This is a genomic window from Shewanella sp. MSW (genome assembly GCF_007636515.1).
GTDB lineage: Bacteria > Pseudomonadota > Gammaproteobacteria > Enterobacterales > Shewanellaceae > Shewanella > Shewanella indica.
In genome coordinates this window covers 1-20,666 of sequence record NZ_LVDR01000002.1, presented here as the reverse complement: position 1 = coordinate 20,666, position 20,666 = coordinate 1, and the positions used below count along the sequence as shown (strand labels likewise).

The window sequence follows — 20,666 nt, the reverse complement described above, 5'->3', positions numbered from 1 at the left end:
TACCATTCCGACTTGGAGAGACTGACTATGGGATATTCAATCAAAGACTTGGTATATAACGGTGAAACTCATGGAGTACACAACTGGTCAACCCTGGAAGGCAGCCAGTTTTACTGGCATCCGGATTGGCTACATATCGCCGAGGATTTAACCGGCCACAAAGCCACAGCCCATATTCAAGCCAAAGCTGCCAAGGCTAGCCATGAAGAGGCGAAGGCCACCATAGTCCAGCACCTCAACGACAAAAAGTAATCTCTAAAATAACCTAAATAAGCCTCCACTGCGGAGGCTTATCTATTTTTGGGCTAGTGCCCGGACGCTATTGCCTTGCGGGCAAGATTATCCACCCATGCTGGAGCAATAAGGCGAACAAAACGTCCCAGACGACCACGCCAGGAGGTAATTAGCATCCTGCCCCGCCCGGCTATGACCGGCAGCATCATCTGCGCGCATTCTTCGGCAGTCATGATCTTGCTCTCCGCCATGGGAGAAGTCCCGAGTGGCTTACCCTCACCATCCAGCGCCCGCCGATGGATCTCGGAAACCACAAAGTCAGGGCAGATCACTGTCACTGCAATACCATCCTCGGCCAATTCGATACGCAGAGAGTCAAAGAACCCCACTACAGCATGTTTGGAAGCAGCATAACCACTGCGGGTTGGCACCCCAGTGAGACCAGCCACGGAAGCCACCACGACCACTTGCCCTTGGGAAGCCTTCAGATGCGGCAGCGCCGCATGGGTCAGCCAGGCAGGTCCCAAATAATTGACCCGCATCAGCTGTTCAAGAATATCCAGTTGCTTGAGTTCATCGAAGCGGCTCCACATGGTCATGCCGGCATTATTAATCAATATATCCAGCCGACCAAAGCGCTCGATTACCGTGGCTATCAAGGCTTCACAGTCCTGTTGTCGCCCGACATCACCACAGACCACCAGCGCCGCACCGCCGACCGATTCGACCTCCATCGCCAGGGTACGTAATCTGGGTTCGTTGCGGGCACTGAGCACCAGTTGTCCACCGAGTGGTGCCAATGCCAGCGTCAGCGCCCGTCCAATACCTTCCGAGGCACCGGTAATCACTATGACCTTATTAGCGAGTCCTTCCATCTACAGTCCATTGTCAGTCGAAGTTATCAGGCTAAGCTCGCATACTCCTCTTGCAAGTGCAATCCCTGCAACTGCTGCTCATGAGCCTTCTGCCACTGATAAAATTGCTCCAGAGGTTTGGGGCGCCCTATGGCGTAACCCTGAGCATAATCAACCCCTATCTCCAACAGCTTGTCCACTATTTCCTGGTTTTCGACAAACTCGGCGACAGTTTCTATCCCCATGACCCGGCACACATCATGAATGGATTTAACTATCGCATAATCTTTGGCATTGCTGGCCAGATGACGAACGAAGCAACCATCTATCTTGACATAATCCACCGGAAGTTCCCGCAAGTAACCGTAAGAAGCAAAGCCACTGCCAAAATCATCCAGGGCGAAGGCAAATCCCAAGCGGCGCAATTGGTTGAGCATTTCCATCGCCCGGGTTCGGTTCTGGATAGCACTGGTTTCTGTAATCTCAAAGCAGACACAGGAGCTGGGAATACCATAACGCCCCTGCATCTCGGCGATATAGTCCAGCATGCCCTCGCTCCCCAGACTGTTTCCGGAAAGATTGATGGAAACACAAAGCTCAGACCAGAGCTGCGAATGCTCGGAAAGCCACAGAAAGGCTTTACGGATAACTTCCCTATCAACTTCCGGCATCAACTTGAAGCGCTCTGCCGCCGCAATAAACTGTGCCGGAGGCAAAATACGGCCACTGTTGTCGCGGATCCGCAGCAAGATCTCCAACCTTTGACGGCGACAACAACCATTGAGTCCTTTAATTGGCTGAAAATAGAGCAATAACTCTTTGTCTTCTATGGCTCTGGCAATACGCACAGCCCACTTGGGGGCATTGCGCTCATTAGCCAGCTCTTTATTGCGATCATCAAAGAAGTGAATTTGATTACTGCCCTTGCGCTTGGCCGCCAGACAAGCGATATCGGCATCCTTGAGCAGTTCGGCCGGGGCCATGCAAGGGCCTCGATGGAAGGCCACACCACTGCTGACACCCACCCGGTAATGGGCACCGCCGCAAGGCAATACCTGCAAACAAACTTGCTTCACCAACTGCTTCAAAAGCTTGGCGACTTCAAGAGCACTGCGGTTACGGACAGCCAAGCCAAACTCATCACCACCGAGTCTGGCCAACATTTCATCGCCCTGCAAGCAGGATTCTATGGCTCTGGCAACCATCACCAACATCTGATCGCCGGCGTCATGACCACAGTTATCATTAATAAGCTTGAACTGCTCCAAATCCAGATAACAAAGCGCCAGGGTATCGGCGCCTTCGGCAAAGCCGGGCAAGCGTTCCTCAAAGGCGCTACGATTATAAAGCCCGGTAATACCATCGACACTGGCCTTCAACCTGAGTTGCTGTTTGAGGGTTTCTTCTTGGGTAATGTCCCGCAGCACTGTCACCGCACCTATCACTTTACCTTTGTGGTTACAGAGATTGCTCACAGCCCGTTCCATAATCCTCGGCTGCTGCATCTGCAGAGTGACCTTACTGTACTCGGGCTGTCGGTTACCACTGGACATAAAGGCGAGTAACTCTTCATCCAGTTGATCGTCACTCTTGAGTAGAGAATCCAGCGTTCGCCCCAATGCCTGTTGACTGCGCAGCCCAAGCAGGGATTCAGCCTGCGGATTAAGGTAGATAACCTTGGCCTTATTGTTGGTGAGGATTACCGCTTCGGCAATGGATTCAAGGGTGATACGGGAACGTTCGTTTTGCTGAAATATCCGCAACAACAAGTTGTTGATCCTGTCAGCCAACACCTTGAATTCAGCGCCGCCGCAACCACTAATATGGGTATAACGCCTGGCGCTGGGATCTATCTCCTTAAGCTCTGTCATCAGTCGGTCGAAAGGTTTTAGCAACCCGCGTCGTAACCACAAATAACCGATGGCGACCATCAGCATGCCACCGAGCAATAGCAGCATCACCACAAGTAAACTCTGCCACTCCAGACGTTCAAAGGCATCGCTCTGTTGTCTGATCTGTAATACAAAAGGCTCGTCCAACAGTGTCGGTACGGGAACTTGACTGAAAAGCTTAAGATGCTGCCCTATACTCACAGGCTGTCGCAGCGGAACCAAGGTCACAGATTGGATAAGATTGGTCTGCCCAAGACTCTGCAGGTGCACAGGGGTCAGCAAACGAGTGACGATCAAAGCCTCGTCATCGTCAAAACGATAGAAGCCAATCTGCAGCGGTTGACCATTGACGACAGCAGCGCCAAACGCTTCTTTATCCAAAGCAGCAAACATATCGGCAGGAGGAACTTTTTGCTCAAGCACCCGGGTCTTGCCGTTGGCCAGCGCCGTTACCTTGCCCTGATGTAGATGAAACAGACTGATATTGGATGACTGTAACCCCTCAACCCAACCGGCTAACAATGAATCTGACGGCATTTCGAGAATGGGGACATAGAGACGCGCCAGCTGCAGCAGACGCCGGGACTCTCGGGTAAACTGTTGTTCAATACCGACATACTCATGTTCCAGCGTTTGCTGCCGGAACTGACCCAGACTGTATTCAAACCAAAAATTCAAACAGTAGGCGACCACAAGCAGGGCCGGAATACAGAACCCCAGAATGAACACGCCTATTTTTTTGCCAATGTGCATCTTAAACCACGGCTGATTGTGATCGGATATCAAGAGTGACCGAACTCCGGCAGGCAACATACCTCATTTAATGACCGGTTAAAACTCTTGACTGGCATCATCGCCAGTTTGCCGCCCTTTGCCCGCGACAAACTGCACCAGCTTGCCCTGACTCTTACAGGCTTGTGTTGATTTGGCGCAGGAAAAAAGAGATAGATACGTGCTTTGGAGCACAATTTGTCAAATTGAAAATATCAATGGTAAGGAACTAAATCTGTATTCCGGGTAATTCAGCATGGGTTCCTGTCCACCGCAGAATCAGGTTAGTCCTCCCCCTAAGACACAGCCACTCAGTCGCATTAATGTTATCCAAGGGTGCAAGCCCGGACAACATGTTATTGTTTTAACATTAAAAAGGCCCGCACTGCGGGCCTTTTTAATAAACGAATACTAACTTACTTATGGTACTGGGCAGACAGCTCATGTACCGACTTAACGAAGGCACCGGCATGCTCAGGATCCACGTGCTGGTGGATACCATGACCCAGGTTGAATACATGGCCTGTACCTTGACCATAGCTGGCCAGGATCTGCGCCACTTCTTCATGAATACGCTCAGGCGATGCGTACAGAGTCGAAGGATCCATATTGCCCTGCAGGGCAACCTTATCGCCGACACGCTTACGGGCATCGCCTATGTCTATGGTCCAATCCAGCCCCAGGGCATCACAACCTGTCTCAGCCATAGCTTCAAGCCATAGACCACCGCCCTTGGTAAACAGGGTTACAGGAACCTGACGACCTTCTGCATGACGGTTCAAACCATCGATGATCTTCTGCATATAACGCAGGGAGAATTCACGATAAGCCGCATGTGACAGCGCCCCACCCCAAGAGTCAAAGATCATCACGGCTTGTGCACCATTGGCGATCTGGGCGTTCAGATAAAGGGTCACTGAGTCAGCCAGCTTGTCCAGCAACATGTGCAATGCTGCAGGCTCGGCATACATCATCCGCTTGATCTTTTCGAAGGCCTTGCTGGAACCACCTTCAACCATATAGGTAGCCAGTGTCCAAGGTGAACCAGAAAAACCTATTAGCGGTACTTCGCCCTTGAGTTCGCGGCGAATGGTGCTAACGGCTTTCATCACATAACCGAGCTCATCTTCCGGATCCGGAATAGCCAGTTTCTTGATGGCGTCAATGGTATCGGTTGGGCGTTCAAAGCGAGGCCCCTCACCTGCTTCAAAATACAGGCCCAAACCCATGGCATCAGGCACAGTCAAAATATCGGAAAACAGGATTGCCGCATCCAATTCAAAACGACGCAGCGGCTGCAGGGTAACTTCACAAGCCAGCTCGGCATTACGGCACAGCGCCATAAAGTCACCGGCCTCGGCGCGGGTAGCGCGATATTCTGGCAGATAGCGGCCAGCCTGGCGCATCATCCAAACTGGTGTAACATCAACAGGTTGCTTGAGCAGCGCACGTAAATAACGATCGTTTTTTAATTCTGCCATTGGGCTTATTCCTACTCCGATTGAGATCTGCTGGTTCGCTAGTTTAGCATTTGCGGCTGCATTGTAACCTGTGTCTGAGTATTTATGTGACCAGAGGCATGGATAAATACCATTCCGGAGAAGAGTTTGATCCCATCCAAGCTTTATTGGGCAACTGAAATGGACAAATTTATGACCGAATTGACGATAGAGACTAACGACTCGGCCACCACAGACTTAATGCGCCGCGAGACACGGCAACGCAATTGCGCCAGCTCACATTTTTACAACAAAAGTATAAAGATCCAGGCGTCAGCCGAACGTCTTATGACAGAAAAAAGTTGCACAGGTTCCCACCCTTTGGTATAAAAAGTCTGCGCTAGCAAGAACAATCAAGAAGCTCGTCACATCGAGCCCGTTAAAACTTTCCTCGCCCAGCTGTAGTTTCTACCGCTGGGCTTTTTATTTTCCAATCCGCATCCGGATACACAATTTAACATTTGAGTTGTTTTTGTATACAAAACAACTGGTTTGTCCATGAGTAAAAAAACCATTTACACGCCGAAAAGAGTTGATCACTGGTTAACTTGTCACCTAAATTAGGTACAGGTGCGGCGATAAGGATGAGAAGATCATGCTGAAACAACTTGAACAGGCCGAGCAAAAATGGGGCGGAGCCAATGCTTTGGTGGATCAATGGTTGAATAACCGCAGGAAATTGCTGGTTTATTACTGCAAATTAGCCGGACTGGCCCCCTATGAAAACCGTGACAAGTCCCTGCCCTGCGTCGATCAGGTTCGCGGCTTCTGTAATCTGTTGGTGGATTACGTTTCAGAAGGTCATTTCGAGGTCTTCAATAGAGTCGTCGATGCCTGTGACGAACAAGGGCAATCGAACAAGGCACTGGCACAGCAATTACTGCCCAAGATTGTCGAGACGACAGATCAAGCTCTGGACTTCAGTGATAAATACTCCGAGCTGGAAAGCGACGATCTACTCTATCAACTGGATAAAGATCTCGCCGAATTGGTGCACGCCCTGGAGACCCGCTTCCAGTTGGAAGATAGAATGTTGGAAGTGCTGCACAATAAAAAATCAGCACCGACAATCAACTGATACCGTAACGAGTCTGCTGGTTATTGTCGTACCTAATGCCTTATGACTGCCGTTTTCAGACTCCAAAGCCGGCTCTATGTAATGTTCAGATGAGCATTAACAGTGATATCTAGATGGATATTTGGTCGGAATAATGGGGATCGAGCGGAGAAATACTCGATCCTTTCTTTTTATCTGGCAAAGCAAAATCCCGCCCCCTCTCGCAATTTGTTTAAGTTTACAGCTCAAGTGTTATCAGGAGCATGTATTAGCCAAAGCAAACGGTACCTTGATTCGCACCTTCCCTAACAGTTGCATGCCTTGTTATGAAAACGACGCTCATCAAAATGATCAACTTAGTAAAAGGAATTAAACCAAGATGCTGGCGTTCTTTGTTGCCAAGAAGTTATAATCCGGCGCGGATAACACGGAAAAGTAATACCTTACAATCCAACAAAGGACGGATTAATGCGTAAATTGACCCTTGCCTCACTAGCTTGCGCCGGCGCTCTGCTGGCAGGCTGTAGTTCAACCCCGCAACCCATCATAGCCCAGGAAAAAACTGTCGAAGTGAAAGGCCAAACGCTGAAGCTCGGTGGACGCTACTTTTCCGATAAGAAGAAACTGGAACTGACAGTCAATGGTGACCCGATAATGCGCGGCACCTTCCCTCCTTATACTCCAACCCAAAATCTGGGTGGTCGTTATCAAGAGATGGAAATCGATGGCAAGTGCTACTTTGGGTCTGTACTCGGCAGTCAAGGCGGCGCATTTGGCATTATTGCCAGCGCGGTACAATCCTCAAAATCCAGCAATGGTGACAAGTGTGAGATTCTGGTTGACGGTAAAACAGTCGAAAACCTCTATTTCTAACACTCATCCCAACTAGATATATCCGTGTTATCCCGCGTCACATCTGTGAAATTAACTGAAACAGGGCCTAAGTCAAAAAGTCCCATGCCCCTGTTTCACTGGCTAATTTCATCATATTTCATGTAAAAACTTGTGAAATCTCCAATTTGTTCGGCTTTGGATCACAGATAGCTGCCAGCTATTTCCTATAATCCTTCCGCCCTTTCCCAAGGGGCATAGCTTTTACATAAGCAATTAGAAAATAAGAACATTCTCACGTAAAAAGGAACGCATTGCCATGACAGCAACCAGCTATCAGCCAGGAGAGATCCGCGGACTGATCCAGATAGATGCGCTCAAATGCAAAGGGTGTGACGCCTGCAAACAGTTCTGTCCCACCCATGCTATTGAGGGCGCATCCGGTGCCCCCCATAAGATTGATGAAGAGCGTTGCCTGAGCTGCGGCCAGTGTTTGATCAACTGTCCGTTCGGTGCCATTCATGAAACCCAGAGTGCCTTGGATACAGTATTAACCAAGCTCCAGGATCCCAACACTGAAGTGGTCGGCATTCTGGCTCCAGCAGTACGGGTTGCCATAGGTGAAGCCTTCAATCTGCCCAAGGGGCAACTGCTGACCAATAAACTCTATGGCGCCATGCACCAGGCCGGATTCAGGATCTTCGACTGTAACTTCGCCGCCGACCTGACCATTATGGAAGAAGGCTCTGAGTTCATTCACAGGCTGCACGCCAATGTGCGTCAGGAACCAGATGCCGGTAAGCTGCCGCAGTTCACCTCCTGCTGTCCGGGCTGGGTTCGCTTCCTGGAAATCGAATACCCCAACCTGTTGCCACATCTTTCTACCGCCAAGTCGCCGCAGCAGATGGCCGGTACTGTCGCCAAAACTTATGGCGCTAAAGTCTACGATATGGCTCCGGAAAAGATCTTCACTGTAGCGGTTATGCCTTGCACTTCGAAAAAACTCGAAGCATCACGTCCAGAGTTCAAATCAGCCTGGCAATTCCACCAACAACACGACAACGATGCCGCACCTTACGCCGATGTGGATGCTGTGCTGACCACCCGCGAGATGGCCGAGCTGCTCAAGCGCCTCAACATCAACCTACCCGATGTGACCGAATATAAGGGTGATAGCCTGTTTTCCCAATACACAGGGGCCGGCACTATTTTCGGTAACACAGGTGGCGTAATGGAAGCCGCGGTGCGTACTGCGCACAAGGTGCTCACAGGCGAAGAACTGGCCAAACTGGAACTGACTCCGGTACGCGGTCTGGAAGGCGTCAAGGAAGCCGAACTCACCATTCATGACAAACAGCTTAAGCAAGATGTGCAGCTGAAAGTCGCCGTGGTGCACGACATGGGCCGCAATATCCGCCCCTTGCTGGAACAGGTGATGGCCGGCACGTCTCCCTACCACTTTATCGAAGTGATGAACTGCGCCGGTGGTTGTGTCAACGGTGGCGGTCAACCTATCAACGGCTCAGGCACATCCTGGGTTGCCCAACTGTAAGGAGTTGCTCATGACAGACAAGTATCAATTTACCGAAGACGGTTTTCTGTTGTCTCGGCGCCGTTTCATGGCTGTGGGCGCAGCCATTCTGGCGGTACTGGCCCTGCCTGTGGGCTGGCTCGGCAGCCGTATCGCCAAGCGCAACGAATACATCAAGGCCAGGGCCGATGCCCTCTATATGGATGATGCCATCGCCAAGTACCGCGTCAGCCACGCCAACCCAGCCATTGCCCGCTATTACAGCGAATTTGGCGGTGAGCCCTTGGGACATCTGTCCCACGAGTTGCTGCACACCCATTTTGTCGATCGCACTAAACTGAAATCCTAAGGAGTCGGCTATGCATCAGGACAATCGTCCCATTCTCAAGCACCCGCTGAATGTTCGGGTGTTCCACTACATCTTGCTGCTGAGCTTCCTGCCACTGGCGGCTACCGGGCTATTGTTGTTCTTTAAACCCTTGAGCGACAGCGCGATGGGGCTGACCTATGACATTCATATTGTCGCCGGTGTCATCATGTCACTGAATGCGGTGGCTTTCACACTGATGGCATTCGACCGTGTCGTGCTGTTCACCAACCGGGTGTTCACCTTCGGTGGCAACGATGTTGGTTGGTTTAAGGTACTCGGTGGCTATCCACAGAAGTTTTTGCTGGGCAAAAAAGTTGCCGTACCTCCTATGCGCAAGTACAACTCTGGACAGAAGCTGTTCGGGGTTTGCGTTCTGCTCGGCGGTACTGCACTGATTATCACAGGTCTGGCGCTATGGCTGGTTCCCCATGCAATCCCACGTGATACCGCTTGGTTGCTGGGCATGATCCACCTGGGTTGTGGCCTGCTGCTGACAGCGTTTTTGCCCGTGCATCTGTTCCTGGCGGTTTACCGCTTCGACGATTTCAAGGCGATGATGTTGCACGGTAAAGTGCCTTATCACGATGCCGCCGAATACACGCCACTATGGGTACAGGAGGAGGTCGTTCCGGTCTCTACCAAGCACGCCGAGTAACCCTCCCCTTCTTCAAATTCCAAGGAGCGCAGTTTGACTGTGCTCCTTTTTTCACAGGAGAGCCACAAATGTCAGGCCCTTTGATATCAGACCCGCTTGTATCGGGCCATGCCGAGACGATTCAAGTCAAAGACTATAACCCCGCCGTGAATTTTATTGATGATGACGCCATCTGGGCCTTGCTCAATAACAATCAGCAACCCAGCCCGGACACAGTACGCCAGGTGCTGGAAAAAGCCCGCCGTTTGCAGGGGCTGACACTGGAGGAAGTGGCGGTTTTACTGCAAAACCAGGACGCCACTGTAGACGAAGAGCTGTTTGCCGTTGCCCGTGGCATCAAAGATGCCATCTATGGCAATCGCATTGTACTGTTCGCTCCCCTGTATGTTTCCAACTATTGCGCCAACGCCTGCAGTTATTGCGGCTTCAGCGCCGACAACCATGACTTGCCACGCAAGACCCTGAGCGAGCAGGAGCTGATCGCCGAAGTGGAAACCCTGGAGGATATGGGCCACAAAAGGATCCTGGCGGTCTACGGTGAACACCCGCGCAATAACGCCCGCGCCATAGTCGACTCCATCAAGACCATGTACAACGTACGCAAAGGTAAAGGCGGTGAGATCCGCCGCATCAATGTCAACTGCGCCCCCATGGACACAGAAGACTTCAAGCTGCTGAAGACGGCCGCCATAGGCACCTATCAGTGTTTTCAGGAAAGCTACCACAGAACGACCTACGAACAGGTGCACCTCAAGGGCCGCAAGAAGGACTTCCTCTATCGTCTCTATGCCATGCACAGAGCCATGGAAGCCGGTATCGACGATGTGGGCATTGGCGTACTGTTTGGTCTCTATGACCACAGATTCGAACTGCTGGCCATGCTCACCCATGTACAGCAACTGGAGCAGGATTGTGGCATAGGCCCGCATACCATCTCCTTCCCGCGGATTGAGCCCGCCGATGGCTCCAGCTTGTCGGAGCAGCCTCCCTATGTCGTCGATGACGCCACCTTCAAGCGCCTGGTAGCCATTACCCGCCTGGCAGTGCCCTACACGGGGCTGATTATGAGCACCCGCGAAAGTGCCGAACTTAGACGTGAACTCCTGAGCCTGGGGGTATCACAGATCAGCGCCGGCTCACGTACCACCCCAGGTGGCTACAACCAGGAAGACGATGCAGCCCAATTTAGCCTGGGCGATCACCGCAGCATGGATGAAGTGGTACTGGATCTGGTCAAGCATAGCCATTCCATCCCCTCATTCTGCACCGGCTGTTACCGTAAGGGTCGTACCGGCGATCACTTTATCGGCCTGGCCAAGCAGCAGTTTATTGGCAAATTCTGCCAACCCAACGCCTTGATCACCTTCAAGGAATACCTCAACGACTACGCCAGCGAGCAGACCCGCAAAGCCGGTGAGGCACTGATAGCCGCCGAGCTGGATAAACTCAGCCCCGCCAGAAGACGTAATATCGAGGCTTGCCTCACGCGCACCGATGCGGGCGAGAGGGACATCTATCTGTGAAAGGTCGTACCCTGGTACTGGCACCCGGCTGCCGCCTCTATGCCGGGCTGCCAAAACAACAGCTGAAATCGGCACTGAGCCGCGCCCGGCGAGTGGCCCTGCATGCCGGCCACTATGCCAATTTCAGTGAAGGGGCGATAGATCAGCTGCTGCGACAAAGACTGCAAAGCCGCCAGCTGTCGCAGCTGTTGATAGTGACGCAAGAACTGGAAAGCGAAGCCGGGCTGGCGTTTGGCAAAATGTTGCGTCCTGAGTCCACCGAGATGGAAATCCTCGAGGAATACCGGGTGTCTCAGCATTGGAGCAAGCAACTCGCCTCCTCCTGGCCTGAGCAGGTGACAGCAGTCAGCAGTAAGCTGGCCGCCAGCGCGCCGCTGCTATTGCTCGATGATCAACTGTTTGTCGGCCACTATGCCCATAGTCCACATCTGGCGCCTTTGGGATTGTGGCTCAAGTTGGACAGCCGCGAGCTGGGGCTGCCACCGGCAGGCCTATGGCAAAGAATGCAAGGCCGCACCAAGGTCGCTGCCACGCCTTGGCAACAGGCGTTATATCGCTACGCCGATGAGCTGGCACAAGTGCTGAAACAGGCAGGAGCCCAGGCATGAAACCGGCCGAAAATCTGGATTCAGCAGAAATCAGAGCCTTGCTCTGCGGCGAAGCTGATGACTGGCTGTTTGCCCGTGCCGATGAGGTCAAGCGCCAGTACTTTGGCAAAGAGATCTGGCTCAGAGGCATAGTGGAGTTTTCCAGTTATTGCCGCTGCGACTGTCACTACTGTGGCCTGAGAGCCGCCAATCGCGACATTGAGCGTTACCGGCTCAGCCACCAGGAAATCATCGACTCGGCCCTCAAAGTAGATAAAGCCGGCATCGGTACCCTGGTGCTGCAATCCGGTGAAGACAGCCGCTTTCGCCAGGATGGCATAAGCCGCATCCTCAGCACTATCAAACAGCAAAGCCAGTTGGCCATCACGCTATCTTTGGGTGAACGCAGCCACAGTGAACTGGCGCTCTGGCGCGAAGCCGGCGCCGACCGCTATCTGTTGAAACTGGAAACCCTGGATGCCGAGCTCTATAGCCGCCTGCGTCCGGGAAGAGTGCTGGACAAACGCCTAAGGCTACTGGAAACCCTCAAGAGCCTGGGATATGAGACAGGTAGCGGCATTATCTGTGGCCTGCCGGGCAGCAAGAGCGATGCCCTGGCTGACGCCCTGTTGGCGCTCTCAGCCATGGAACTGGAGATGTTGGCGGTCGGCCCCTTCGTCAGTCATCCACAAACCCCGCTGGCAAACACGGCCAATGGCAATGTGCTTGAGTGCCAACGGGCCTGCGCCATACTCAGATTGCTTAACCCCGGTGCCAACATACCGGCCACCAGCGCCCTGGATGCCCTGCAAAGCGGCGCTAGGCTCGACTCCCTGAGCCGCGGCTGCAATGTGCTTATGCCCTCGTTCACACCACAGAAAGACAGCAGTAAATACCTTATTTACCCCGGCAAAAATGCCTCCGGCTGCCCGCTGGAACAGCGTCTCGCCGATATCAAACTCAGCCTCAAAGCCCGCGGCTTGCATTGCTCTGCGGACAGAGGCAACGCCAGGAGACAAATTAATGTGTAATTCGGCCCCCAATGCAGCCCCCCGCGGAGTCAGACTGCACATAGTATTGTGTGGTCGTCGCAACGCCGGGAAATCCTCCCTGCTCAATTACTTATCCAACCAGCAGAGTGCCATAGTCTCTGAGACCAAGGGCACCACTACAGATGCGGTGCGCAAGCCCTTTGAGCTGCATCCGGTCGGCCCGGCTACCCTGATAGATACCGCCGGACTGGACGATACCGGCGCCCTGGGGCTTCAGCGAATAGCCGCCAGTCGCCGGGCGTTGCAACAGGCCGATATCGCCGTCTATGTGCTGGATGAACTGGGGTTGGATGAGTTTGACCGCGACTGGCTGTTACTGCTGCAAAGCTGGCAACTGCCGATCCTGGTGGTAGCGAACAAGCAAGATCTGGCGCCGTTGCCCGCAGAGCATCAGCACTGGCTCAACGACCAAGGCATCAAGTTCTTATGCCTGTCGACCCAAGAGGCAAAACACCGGGAAGACTTGGTCGAGCAGCTGGTTCAACTGGTACCGGCCGATTTTCGCCGCGATCCCGTGCTGGCCGCCGACTGTTACCGCACCGGAGAGCAGCTGCTGCTGGTCGCCCCGATAGATTCAGCCGCCCCCAAGGGCAGATTGATTTTGCCCCAGGTGCAGGTTCTCAGAGAAGCGCTGGATAACGGTGCCATCGCCAGCATCTGCCGTGAGTCTGAGCTGGCCACGGCCTTGGCCGCCATGCCCACGCCACCGGCACTGGTAGTAACCGATGCCCAGGCGGTGAGACAAGTGGCCGCTCAGGTACCCGACAGTATTCCGCTGACCACCTTCTCCACCCTGTTTGCCCGGGCCAAGGGCGATCTACCGGCGCAGCTGCAAGGCGCCGAGATACTCGAAAAGCTTGAGGATGGCGATCGGGTATTGATCGCCGAAGCCTGTAGCCATGAGGTGCAGGATGAAGATATAGGTAGAATGAAGATCCCGGCGGCCATCGGCAAATTGACCGGCAAGCAGTTGCAGTTCAGCGTCTGTGCCGGTCATGACTTTCCGGCCGATTTGGAACGCTACAAACTGGTAGTCCATTGTGGCGCCTGTATGTTGGGTCGGGCAGAGATGCAGCGGCGCATTCTCGAATGTCGCCGCCGCGGTGTTGCCATCACCAACTACGGGCTGGTACTAGCCAAGGCCAGTGGGGTGCTGAAGCGGATCAGTGCGCCGCTGCTGGCAGCTGACGCCGACGCCAACTAACGCCCCAAACCGCCAGAGGGAAGAACAGCAACAATAGCCCCCACAGCTGTAACCATTTGGGGGCTATGGCTGCCCACTCGGCTCCCATCTGATTCAACTGCAACATTCCCATAATCGCCGGTACCGCCGGGATCACCTGCGACAGCCACACCAAGGGCTCAGGGATCAGCGCCAAGGGCCAGACAAAGCCGCTGACAAACAGAATAGGCATAGAAACCAAGAGTATCATCTGGGTCGGCAATTCGCGCCGCACAAACAGGCAGCTGAGTGCCACCCCGGCGCTGGCCGTGGTCAGCAGGAAAGGCAACATCAGCAACAACACCTGCCCCAGACTCGCCTGCAGACTCACCTGATAGGCGTAGTAACACCAGCCAATATAGAGCGCACTGAACAGGCAATAGAGCAGACTGAAGGCCAACACCCGCGCACTGACCAGCATCAAGGGGCTGACCCGGTTCCAATAGCCCGGCTGACGCCATTGCCCGGCGCCGAGTATGCCTGCGCCTATCAACAAGGTCTGGTGCAAAATCAGCAGAAACAAGCCTGGCACCACATAGGGGGTATAACCCAAACCTTTATTAAACGCGGGCACGGCATTGAGTTTAATCGGCGCCAGACTCTGAGCGGCGGCCTCAGGGCTCTGGCCCGAGGCCAATAGTCCCTTGAGCTGGATCTGCTTGCCGGCATCCATACCGGCACTCACCAAACCTTCTACCACGGCGGAATAGATCAGGAAGTAACTGGCATCACCGCCGAAGCTCAAGGTCGCGCCCCGTCCCAGTAACAGATCGCGGCGAAAATCAAACGGGATCACCAATAAACCATGGGCGCGGCCATCGGTGACCCAGGCCTTGGCTTCGTCGATGGAGCCGACCCGGCCGACAACCTGGATACGGGCACTGGCATCGGCGTGACGGATAAGCCGCCGTGACAGCGAAGAGTTATCGTGATCCACCACCACCAACTGCTGCTCTGTGGGTACTTGATGCAGATAAGGCAAGGGATAGAGCACAGCATAGAAGAGCACGCCGCCAAACAGGGTCAAAGAGATCGCCTTGTCACGCACCAAGGCGCGCAAATCCAGCCAGATCAGCTGCCATAACGAGAGGGACTTGGCTGTCATAACCTCTCCTCAAGCGGCAACTGCGACTGCAGCACCCTGGCATAACGACGGGCAAAGAACCAACTGGGGATCAACAGCAGCAGAAAGCCGAGATAACCCAGCGTCTGAAGCAGCAAGCTGGTCGGCCCGGCGCCATAGCTCACCAAAGCAACATGCGACTCTATATAGTGGCTTGATGGCATCAACAGACGCCACCACTGCGCCAGCAGCGGCATTTCTCCGGTCGGGAAGGTAATGCCCATAAAGGCAAAGGCGGGTGCAAACAGCGCGGTGCAAAAGCTGATCACCCTGGCGCAGTCGGCCAGCATAAAGAAAATCCCCTGCACCCAGAGCCAAACGCCCATCAACATCAAGAATTGCATCGGCAGCAGCCACAGGAGTTGCCCGGCAATCGGCAGCCCCAGCAGCTGATACAGCAGCACCAAAATAAAGCCGCCATGCAGCAACATAAAGGCGCCGTTGACCATAAACTTACTCAGCAGCACAGAGGGCATACCCAGGCGGAAGCATTCCCCCAGAGTATCCTGGCGCAGCTCACGGTTGAGACTGCCGGCAAAGGCCAGCATGGCCAGCAGTTGCCACAAAGCGATCAGCACAGGCGGCACCAGGAAGCCGACATAGTTGTTATTGCGGTTGAACAGTGCCGTGGTTTGGGTGCTTACAGGGCTGAGACGCACCTCAACCTGGGACGGATTGACACCAGCCGCCAGCTGCTTGAGCCTGGCCACCTGCTGCAAACCATCGGCCAGGGTCAGTTGCAACTGACTGGCCAGCAGTTTGCCCACCAGCAAAAACTGGCCGTTGTAGCGCAGGTCTATGGTGGGAGTATGCCCGGTCAGCAGTTCCTGTTTCAGACCATAGGGCAAGATAACCAAGGCATAGACCTCGCCGCGGCGCATCGCCTCGACCGCCTCGTCCAGCGCCAGATAGCGCCTGGGGGCGGTGACAGGATTAGCCTCAAGATGACGCCCAAGCTCACGACTGAGGCTGGAATTGTCCTGATCCACCAGCGCCACCGGCAACTGCCTGGGCAACCCGGTGGAAAACAACCACCAAAGACAGAGCACACCGATAAGCGGCAGATAGCTTATCAGTGCCAGCTGCCAGGGATCGCGCCAGACAGCCTGCCACTCTCGCCGAAGCAACTTATTCATAATCAAGACTTTTCAAGTAATACTGACATGCCCACCCGTAGATCGGCCACCGGCTCCAGCGGCCTGAGCTCCACTTCAAAGGTACGCATATCAAAGTCGTGGCCACTCTCGGTCGCCCGCCAGGTGGCGAAGTCGCCCAGCACACTGATGTGGCTGACCTCAAACTCGACACTGCGTTGCAGCGCCGGCAGTGTCAGGGTCATACGCTCGCCCTTCTTGAACTGCTTGAGTTGATCCTCTCGCACCTGAAACACGGCCCAGGCATCTGTCATATCCACCAAACTGACAACAGGAAAGCCACTGGGTGCCAGCTCGCCCACCTGCAACAGCACCTCGGTGATTTCACCGCCCTTGGGCGCGCGCATCTGGCTGTCGGCGAGTATGGCACTGACCTCTTTCACCGCGCCTTCGGCCATACGGGCATTACCGGCTGCGGCGGCCTTGGTTTCTTCCCGGGCGCCCTCTTCGGTCATTTGGTACATGGCATAGGCGGCCTGCTCGGTATACTTGGCGGCCTGATATTGGGTAAAGGCTTCATCACGCTTTTGCCGGGCAAGTACGCCATCGCGGAACAGGTTTTCTACCCGGTCGAAGGTAGTCTTGGCCAGCTCACTGGCGGCCTTGGCCTTGAGCCACTGCTCGCGGGAGGCGGCAACCTGCTGCTTACGGGCACCGCTGTCGGCTTCCTGCTGCATCGCCTTGGCGGCATCGCGGCCACCCTCGGCCTGCATCAGTTTGGCATTGAGCTCGGGGCTGTCGATAGCAAACAGCAGATCCCCTTCACTGACACTGTCTCCGCGGCGCACCAACACCTGCTCTACCCGGCCCGGCACCTTGGAAGACACATTGTATTCCCTGGCCTCTATCTGCCCCTGCAACAGCTGTGGCTTGGGGGAGTAAGCCAGGATCAGCCCATATACCAGCGCCGCCACTATGGTTACCAGGGCCACTATGGCCACCAAAGGATTAACCCGCATCCTGTATCTCCTGCTTGTCACTGCGTCCGATAAATTCATCCAACTGGCCACTGACCGCCATCAAGCGGGCATAGGCCTGAACATAACGATATTGAGCCGCCAACTGCTTGGTGCGTACGGCGCTGAGTTTGAGCTCGGCATCCACTCTGTCGATAGAGGTAGACAGCCCTTGATTGAAAGCCAGTTCCCGCAGCTTGAGGTTTTCCTCTGCCAGCGCCAGAGAGCTGTTCAAGGCATTGACCTCCTCTTCGGCCTGCAGCAGTTGGCGATAGCTCTGATCCACCAACAGACTGAGATCCTGACGGGTTTGTGCCTTGGTGTATCTGGCCTGCAGCAGGGCGCTCTTGGCCGCCTGCACCTTGCCACTGCGACCATCACGGGACAGCAGCGGCACCTTGACCCCGACGCCTACCATCCAGTCGGGTTCGACCTTGGAAAACAGGCTGTCGTCTTCATAGAGGGTGTAGTTACCGTAGAGGAAAACCGTAGGGAAGTATTTTCCCTTTTCCATATCGACCAGGCCCTGAGCCTGGGTCTCTTTCGCCTCCAACAAGCGCAAGGCTGGATGCTGTTTCAGCGTCAGCTCGGTCAATTGCGGCAATGAAGGGGAGTTTGGCGCCATAAACAGCGGTGACTTGGTGGCGATATCAGTCTGGTGCAGCAGGCGTGACAAGGCTATCAGCGCCATCTCATGGCGGCGTTTGGCACTGCCGAGGTCGACCTTGGCCTGATCCAGTGCCACCTGGGCATTGAGGCGCTCGACTCTGGCGATCTGCCCCTGTTGTTCCAGTTTTTCAGCGTGGCTGTAATGCTTTTCCAGCGAGGCCACCAGCTGAGCCTGGGTTTGCACCAAAGCCTGGGTCACAGTGACTGCATAGTATCTGTCTACCAGAGTGGTAAACAGCTCACGCCGCGCCAACTCCAGTTGCTGCTTCTTCTCAGCCACCTGAGCCGCCTGAATGCCTTGAGCGGCAGAGATCTGGCCACCGGTATAAATCGGCCACATCGCCTGTAAGCTGGCTCGGAACACATCCTGCTCGGTAAAAGGAGTCACAAACATCGAGCCGGGAAGCGAGCCGATAATGCCACCTATGGCCGGTGGCAGAGTGGCGGGATCCATAGAGGCGAGTGGATTGAGATCGCTAAGATCCAACTCTATCGGTTTTTCCAGCCTGGTATAGCTGCCGTTGATGTTGAGCGATGGCAGGTTAAGGTCGCGCCCGGCCTCTTGCTGCGCCTCGGCGCGGCTGACTTCCTGGCCTTCGGCCGCCAGCTTATCGCTCACCTCCAGCAACTGTTGCCAGGCCGAGGCAAAACTATAGTCTGCGGCAAGCGCAGGCTGAGCCGCCAGCGGCCACAACAGCAACCAGGCAAATTTGGTCAATTTCATCTACACCCCTAGAGTAAAAACTCTAATTCCTGAGCAAAAAGGATATCATCCTCGCTTGTCGGCCACCAGTTAACCTTGCTGCGCAGCGGCGCAAGGCCTCCAAGGCCTGTCGAAACAATTGTTAAAAACTAGACAAGCTACTGGATCCTAGTCTTTTTTAAGCTGTATTGAAACTAAGGAAGGTGCGAACCTGCACCGAGGAATAGACACACATCCTAAACTCACGAATTTAGACTTACAGAATTGCGCTGCACTTGGGCGTTGCCGAGAGCCTATTGGCGCAAATAAAGTGGCCAGCGGCGAGTGAGCTTATGGGTGTAAGCCAAGGATGGTGAGCAGACCTTATCCGTGGATGAATTTGGATGCCAGCACCAAATGGTAGTGATTACTCATAACCGCATAAGCGCAAACGTCGATGCAGAATATTGACGACAACTGCCTGATTTTATCCACTACCCAGCCACGTCTATGCCCGTAACTGCGCCCCGACAGTGCATCTTCACCACACAAAAATGCCCTTCTCACGCAACGGTTAATCACGTGGTAAAAGGGCGTACTTTCAGCATCTATCAACTGGCGACGGGCGATGGTCATAACCAACCTCGACTGAGCTTTGATGGGTATTTCAAAGCCTAGTCAAAGCTGTGTGAAACATCAAAAAGATATGGCTGTCCTGTCTTTTTCTCCACACAAAAATGCCCTTCTCACGCAACGGTTAATCACGTGGTAAAAGGGCGTACTTTCAGCATCTATCAACTGGCGACGGGCGATGGTCATAACCAACCTCGACTGAGCTTTGATGGGTATTCAAAACCTAGTCTAGGCTGTGTGAAACATCAAAAAGATATGGCTGTCCTATCTTTTCGCTATCTTTTCGATGGGCAGAGAAAAGAACCTACTAACGGTTCTTCCATAACCTCACACTCTAGCGTTCCATTTACGGAGAGTTTAAGCTGGTTCAAAGGTGTACAACATTCATTTTCAGGCGCTATGGAGTTTTCGACTTGGTACTTAAAAATGTTGTCGCTATCTTGCGTATAAGTAAACTCACATCCCGAAAATTCACCATTATTGCTATCGTCAAGAACCATACAATAACGTGTAACTACCTGAAATCTGTCTTCAAGCTCGGTAAAAGTTTGAGAGACAATATAGCAATATATAGGACATCCTAAACACTTTCCGAGCTGCAAGGAAGCCCGCTGCAAGGTGTCAGTCTCTGATAAATAACGACGGATTTTTGGAAGTAGACTCTCTGAGACGAGTAATTTGCATGCTTCATACAAAAACTGCAGTTACCAGGCAGGCCAACGGCAGGCTTAAGCCTGTTTCTGCAAAATTTCCAACGGCTTAAAGTTAATGGGGATGTATTGCTTGAAGTTAATGGGGATGTATTGCTTGGCTTTGTTGCTTACCCCGGCACCATTTACCACCATATTTGGCCTTCATGGCACACATTGCATCCCATCGGCCACTCATGCCACTGTACTGACGGCGAAACTCTTTGGCGGAAGTTATCCAGGCATCGTCGCTGATACCAAGCTCAAGCAGTAGTTTGGGTCTGGAACAGGCAATATAGCCACGCTTGTCTTCCCGCACCGCCCGGCCAGTCCAATCAATTAACTCCAGATAGTCGGCAAAGTGAAATGGGATGCCGCTTTGTTCGGCGGCAGTGGCTGCACCATCAAATTGCAGCAGTGGCTTAATTGAAGCATTGGTGGTTGCAGGCTCAGCAACTTCTCCTATGCGCTCCTGAATGGATGTGTAATCAGAAGTTTGCAGCGAATCTGCAATACCTGCGCGAATGGGATTTAAATCCACATACATCATGCAGGCCAGCAGCGCCTGTTCATCGAGCAACGCCTGTGACTTAAAGCGCCCTTCCCAGAATACGCCCTTGCAACCATCTTCTCGATTGGCCTTGCGGGCGATATCTTCGTTTAAACAGCGCATAAACCAACT

The 20,666-nt window shown here is 53.6% G+C and carries 17 protein-coding genes and 3 pseudogenes; 10 read left to right on the top strand and 10 right to left on the bottom strand.

Annotation, left to right across the window (positions count from 1 at the left end; genetic code table 11):
- Window positions 1-27 precede the first annotated feature (27 nt).
- Window positions 28-252, top strand: coding sequence for a hypothetical protein (locus AYI96_RS01750; RefSeq protein WP_039034839.1), 225 nt, complete (start codon window positions 28-30; stop codon window positions 250-252).
- 53 nt (window positions 253-305) lie between these two features.
- Here the strand turns inward: AYI96_RS01750 and AYI96_RS01745 are convergent, their stop codons facing one another.
- The 3 genes from AYI96_RS01745 to hemE form a co-directional block, all read right to left on the bottom strand.
- A complete protein-coding gene (locus AYI96_RS01745) occupies window positions 306-1,109 on the bottom strand; it encodes an SDR family oxidoreductase (protein WP_039034840.1) in 804 nt (267 codons plus the stop codon).
- Between the two features lie 26 nt (window positions 1,110-1,135).
- Window positions 1,136-3,733 (bottom strand): putative bifunctional diguanylate cyclase/phosphodiesterase, encoded by a 2,598-nt coding sequence (locus tag AYI96_RS01740; RefSeq protein ID WP_071476154.1) that lies wholly within the window; start codon window positions 3,731-3,733, stop codon window positions 1,136-1,138.
- A 434-nt stretch (window positions 3,734-4,167) separates the two neighbouring features.
- A complete protein-coding gene (gene hemE / locus AYI96_RS01735) occupies window positions 4,168-5,232 on the bottom strand; it encodes a uroporphyrinogen decarboxylase (protein ID WP_039034841.1) in 1,065 nt (354 codons plus the stop codon).
- A gap of 613 nt (window positions 5,233-5,845) precedes the next feature.
- On the opposite strand from hemE, the gene AYI96_RS01730 reads away from it, so the two are divergent.
- From AYI96_RS01730 to hydF, 9 genes are all read left to right on the top strand, one after another.
- Entirely contained in the window at window positions 5,846-6,328 is a 483-nt protein-coding gene (locus tag AYI96_RS01730; RefSeq protein WP_039034842.1) for an Rsd/AlgQ family anti-sigma factor, read from the top strand.
- A 447-nt stretch (window positions 6,329-6,775) separates the two neighbouring features.
- Entirely contained in the window at window positions 6,776-7,180 is a 405-nt protein-coding gene (locus AYI96_RS01725; RefSeq protein ID WP_039034843.1) for a hypothetical protein, read from the top strand.
- 277 nt (window positions 7,181-7,457) lie between these two features.
- Window positions 7,458-8,690 carry a [FeFe] hydrogenase, group A gene (locus AYI96_RS01720; protein ID WP_144360876.1) on the top strand — a complete coding sequence of 411 codons (1,233 nt, stop codon included), beginning with the start codon at window positions 7,458-7,460 and terminating at the stop codon, window positions 8,688-8,690.
- Window positions 8,691-8,700: 10 nt separating this feature from the next.
- Window positions 8,701-9,018, top strand: a complete 318-nt coding sequence (locus tag AYI96_RS01715) for an iron hydrogenase small subunit (protein ID WP_039034845.1) — start codon at window positions 8,701-8,703, stop codon at window positions 9,016-9,018.
- 10 nt (window positions 9,019-9,028) lie between these two features.
- Entirely contained in the window at window positions 9,029-9,694 is a 666-nt protein-coding gene (locus tag AYI96_RS01710) for a cytochrome b/b6 domain-containing protein (protein ID WP_144360875.1), read from the top strand.
- A gap of 68 nt (window positions 9,695-9,762) precedes the next feature.
- Window positions 9,763-11,217 (top strand): [FeFe] hydrogenase H-cluster radical SAM maturase HydG, encoded by a 1,455-nt coding sequence (gene hydG / locus AYI96_RS01705; RefSeq protein ID WP_144360874.1) that lies wholly within the window; start codon window positions 9,763-9,765, stop codon window positions 11,215-11,217.
- Window positions 11,214-11,825, top strand: a complete 612-nt coding sequence (locus AYI96_RS01700; protein ID WP_052248165.1) for a hypothetical protein — start codon at window positions 11,214-11,216, stop codon at window positions 11,823-11,825. The genes hydG and AYI96_RS01700 overlap by 4 nt, the downstream gene beginning before the upstream one ends.
- On the top strand, window positions 11,822-12,835 hold the full coding sequence (hydE, locus tag AYI96_RS01695; RefSeq protein WP_144360873.1) for a [FeFe] hydrogenase H-cluster radical SAM maturase HydE: 1,014 nt from the start codon (window positions 11,822-11,824) through the stop codon (window positions 12,833-12,835). Before AYI96_RS01700 ends, hydE begins: the two co-directional genes overlap by 4 nt.
- On the top strand, window positions 12,828-14,060 hold the full coding sequence (hydF, locus tag AYI96_RS01690) for a [FeFe] hydrogenase H-cluster maturation GTPase HydF (RefSeq protein ID WP_144360872.1): 1,233 nt from the start codon (window positions 12,828-12,830) through the stop codon (window positions 14,058-14,060). Before hydE ends, hydF begins: the two co-directional genes overlap by 8 nt.
- Here hydF and AYI96_RS01685 read toward each other — a convergent pair.
- The 7 genes and pseudogenes from AYI96_RS01685 to AYI96_RS01650 all read right to left on the bottom strand — a co-directional run.
- Window positions 14,020-15,183 carry an ABC transporter permease gene (locus tag AYI96_RS01685; RefSeq protein ID WP_144360871.1) on the bottom strand — a complete coding sequence of 388 codons (1,164 nt, stop codon included), beginning with the start codon at window positions 15,181-15,183 and terminating at the stop codon, window positions 14,020-14,022. The two genes, hydF and AYI96_RS01685, sit on opposite strands and share 41 nt — an antisense overlap.
- The gene (locus AYI96_RS01680; protein ID WP_144360870.1) at window positions 15,180-16,337 is read right to left on the bottom strand and encodes an ABC transporter permease; all 1,158 of its coding nucleotides are present in this window, start codon (window positions 16,335-16,337) and stop codon (window positions 15,180-15,182) included. The genes AYI96_RS01685 and AYI96_RS01680 overlap by 4 nt, the downstream gene beginning before the upstream one ends.
- A 2-nt stretch (window positions 16,338-16,339) precedes the next feature.
- Entirely contained in the window at window positions 16,340-17,314 is a 975-nt protein-coding gene (locus tag AYI96_RS01675) for an HlyD family secretion protein (RefSeq protein WP_028781331.1), read from the bottom strand.
- Complete coding sequence (locus AYI96_RS01670) at window positions 17,304-18,704, bottom strand: TolC family protein (protein WP_039034851.1); 1,401 nt, start codon at window positions 18,702-18,704, stop codon at window positions 17,304-17,306. Before AYI96_RS01670 ends, AYI96_RS01675 begins: the two co-directional genes overlap by 11 nt.
- A gap of 366 nt (window positions 18,705-19,070) precedes the next feature.
- Window positions 19,071-19,298 (bottom strand): annotated as a pseudogene (locus tag AYI96_RS01665) (alpha-amylase family glycosyl hydrolase); the annotation flags it as partial.
- A gap of 63 nt (window positions 19,299-19,361) precedes the next feature.
- Window positions 19,362-19,481 (bottom strand): annotated as a pseudogene (locus tag AYI96_RS01660) (alpha-amylase family glycosyl hydrolase); the annotation flags it as partial.
- Between the two features lie 603 nt (window positions 19,482-20,084).
- Window positions 20,085-20,666: pseudogene (locus tag AYI96_RS01650) on the bottom strand (alpha-amylase family glycosyl hydrolase); the annotation flags it as partial.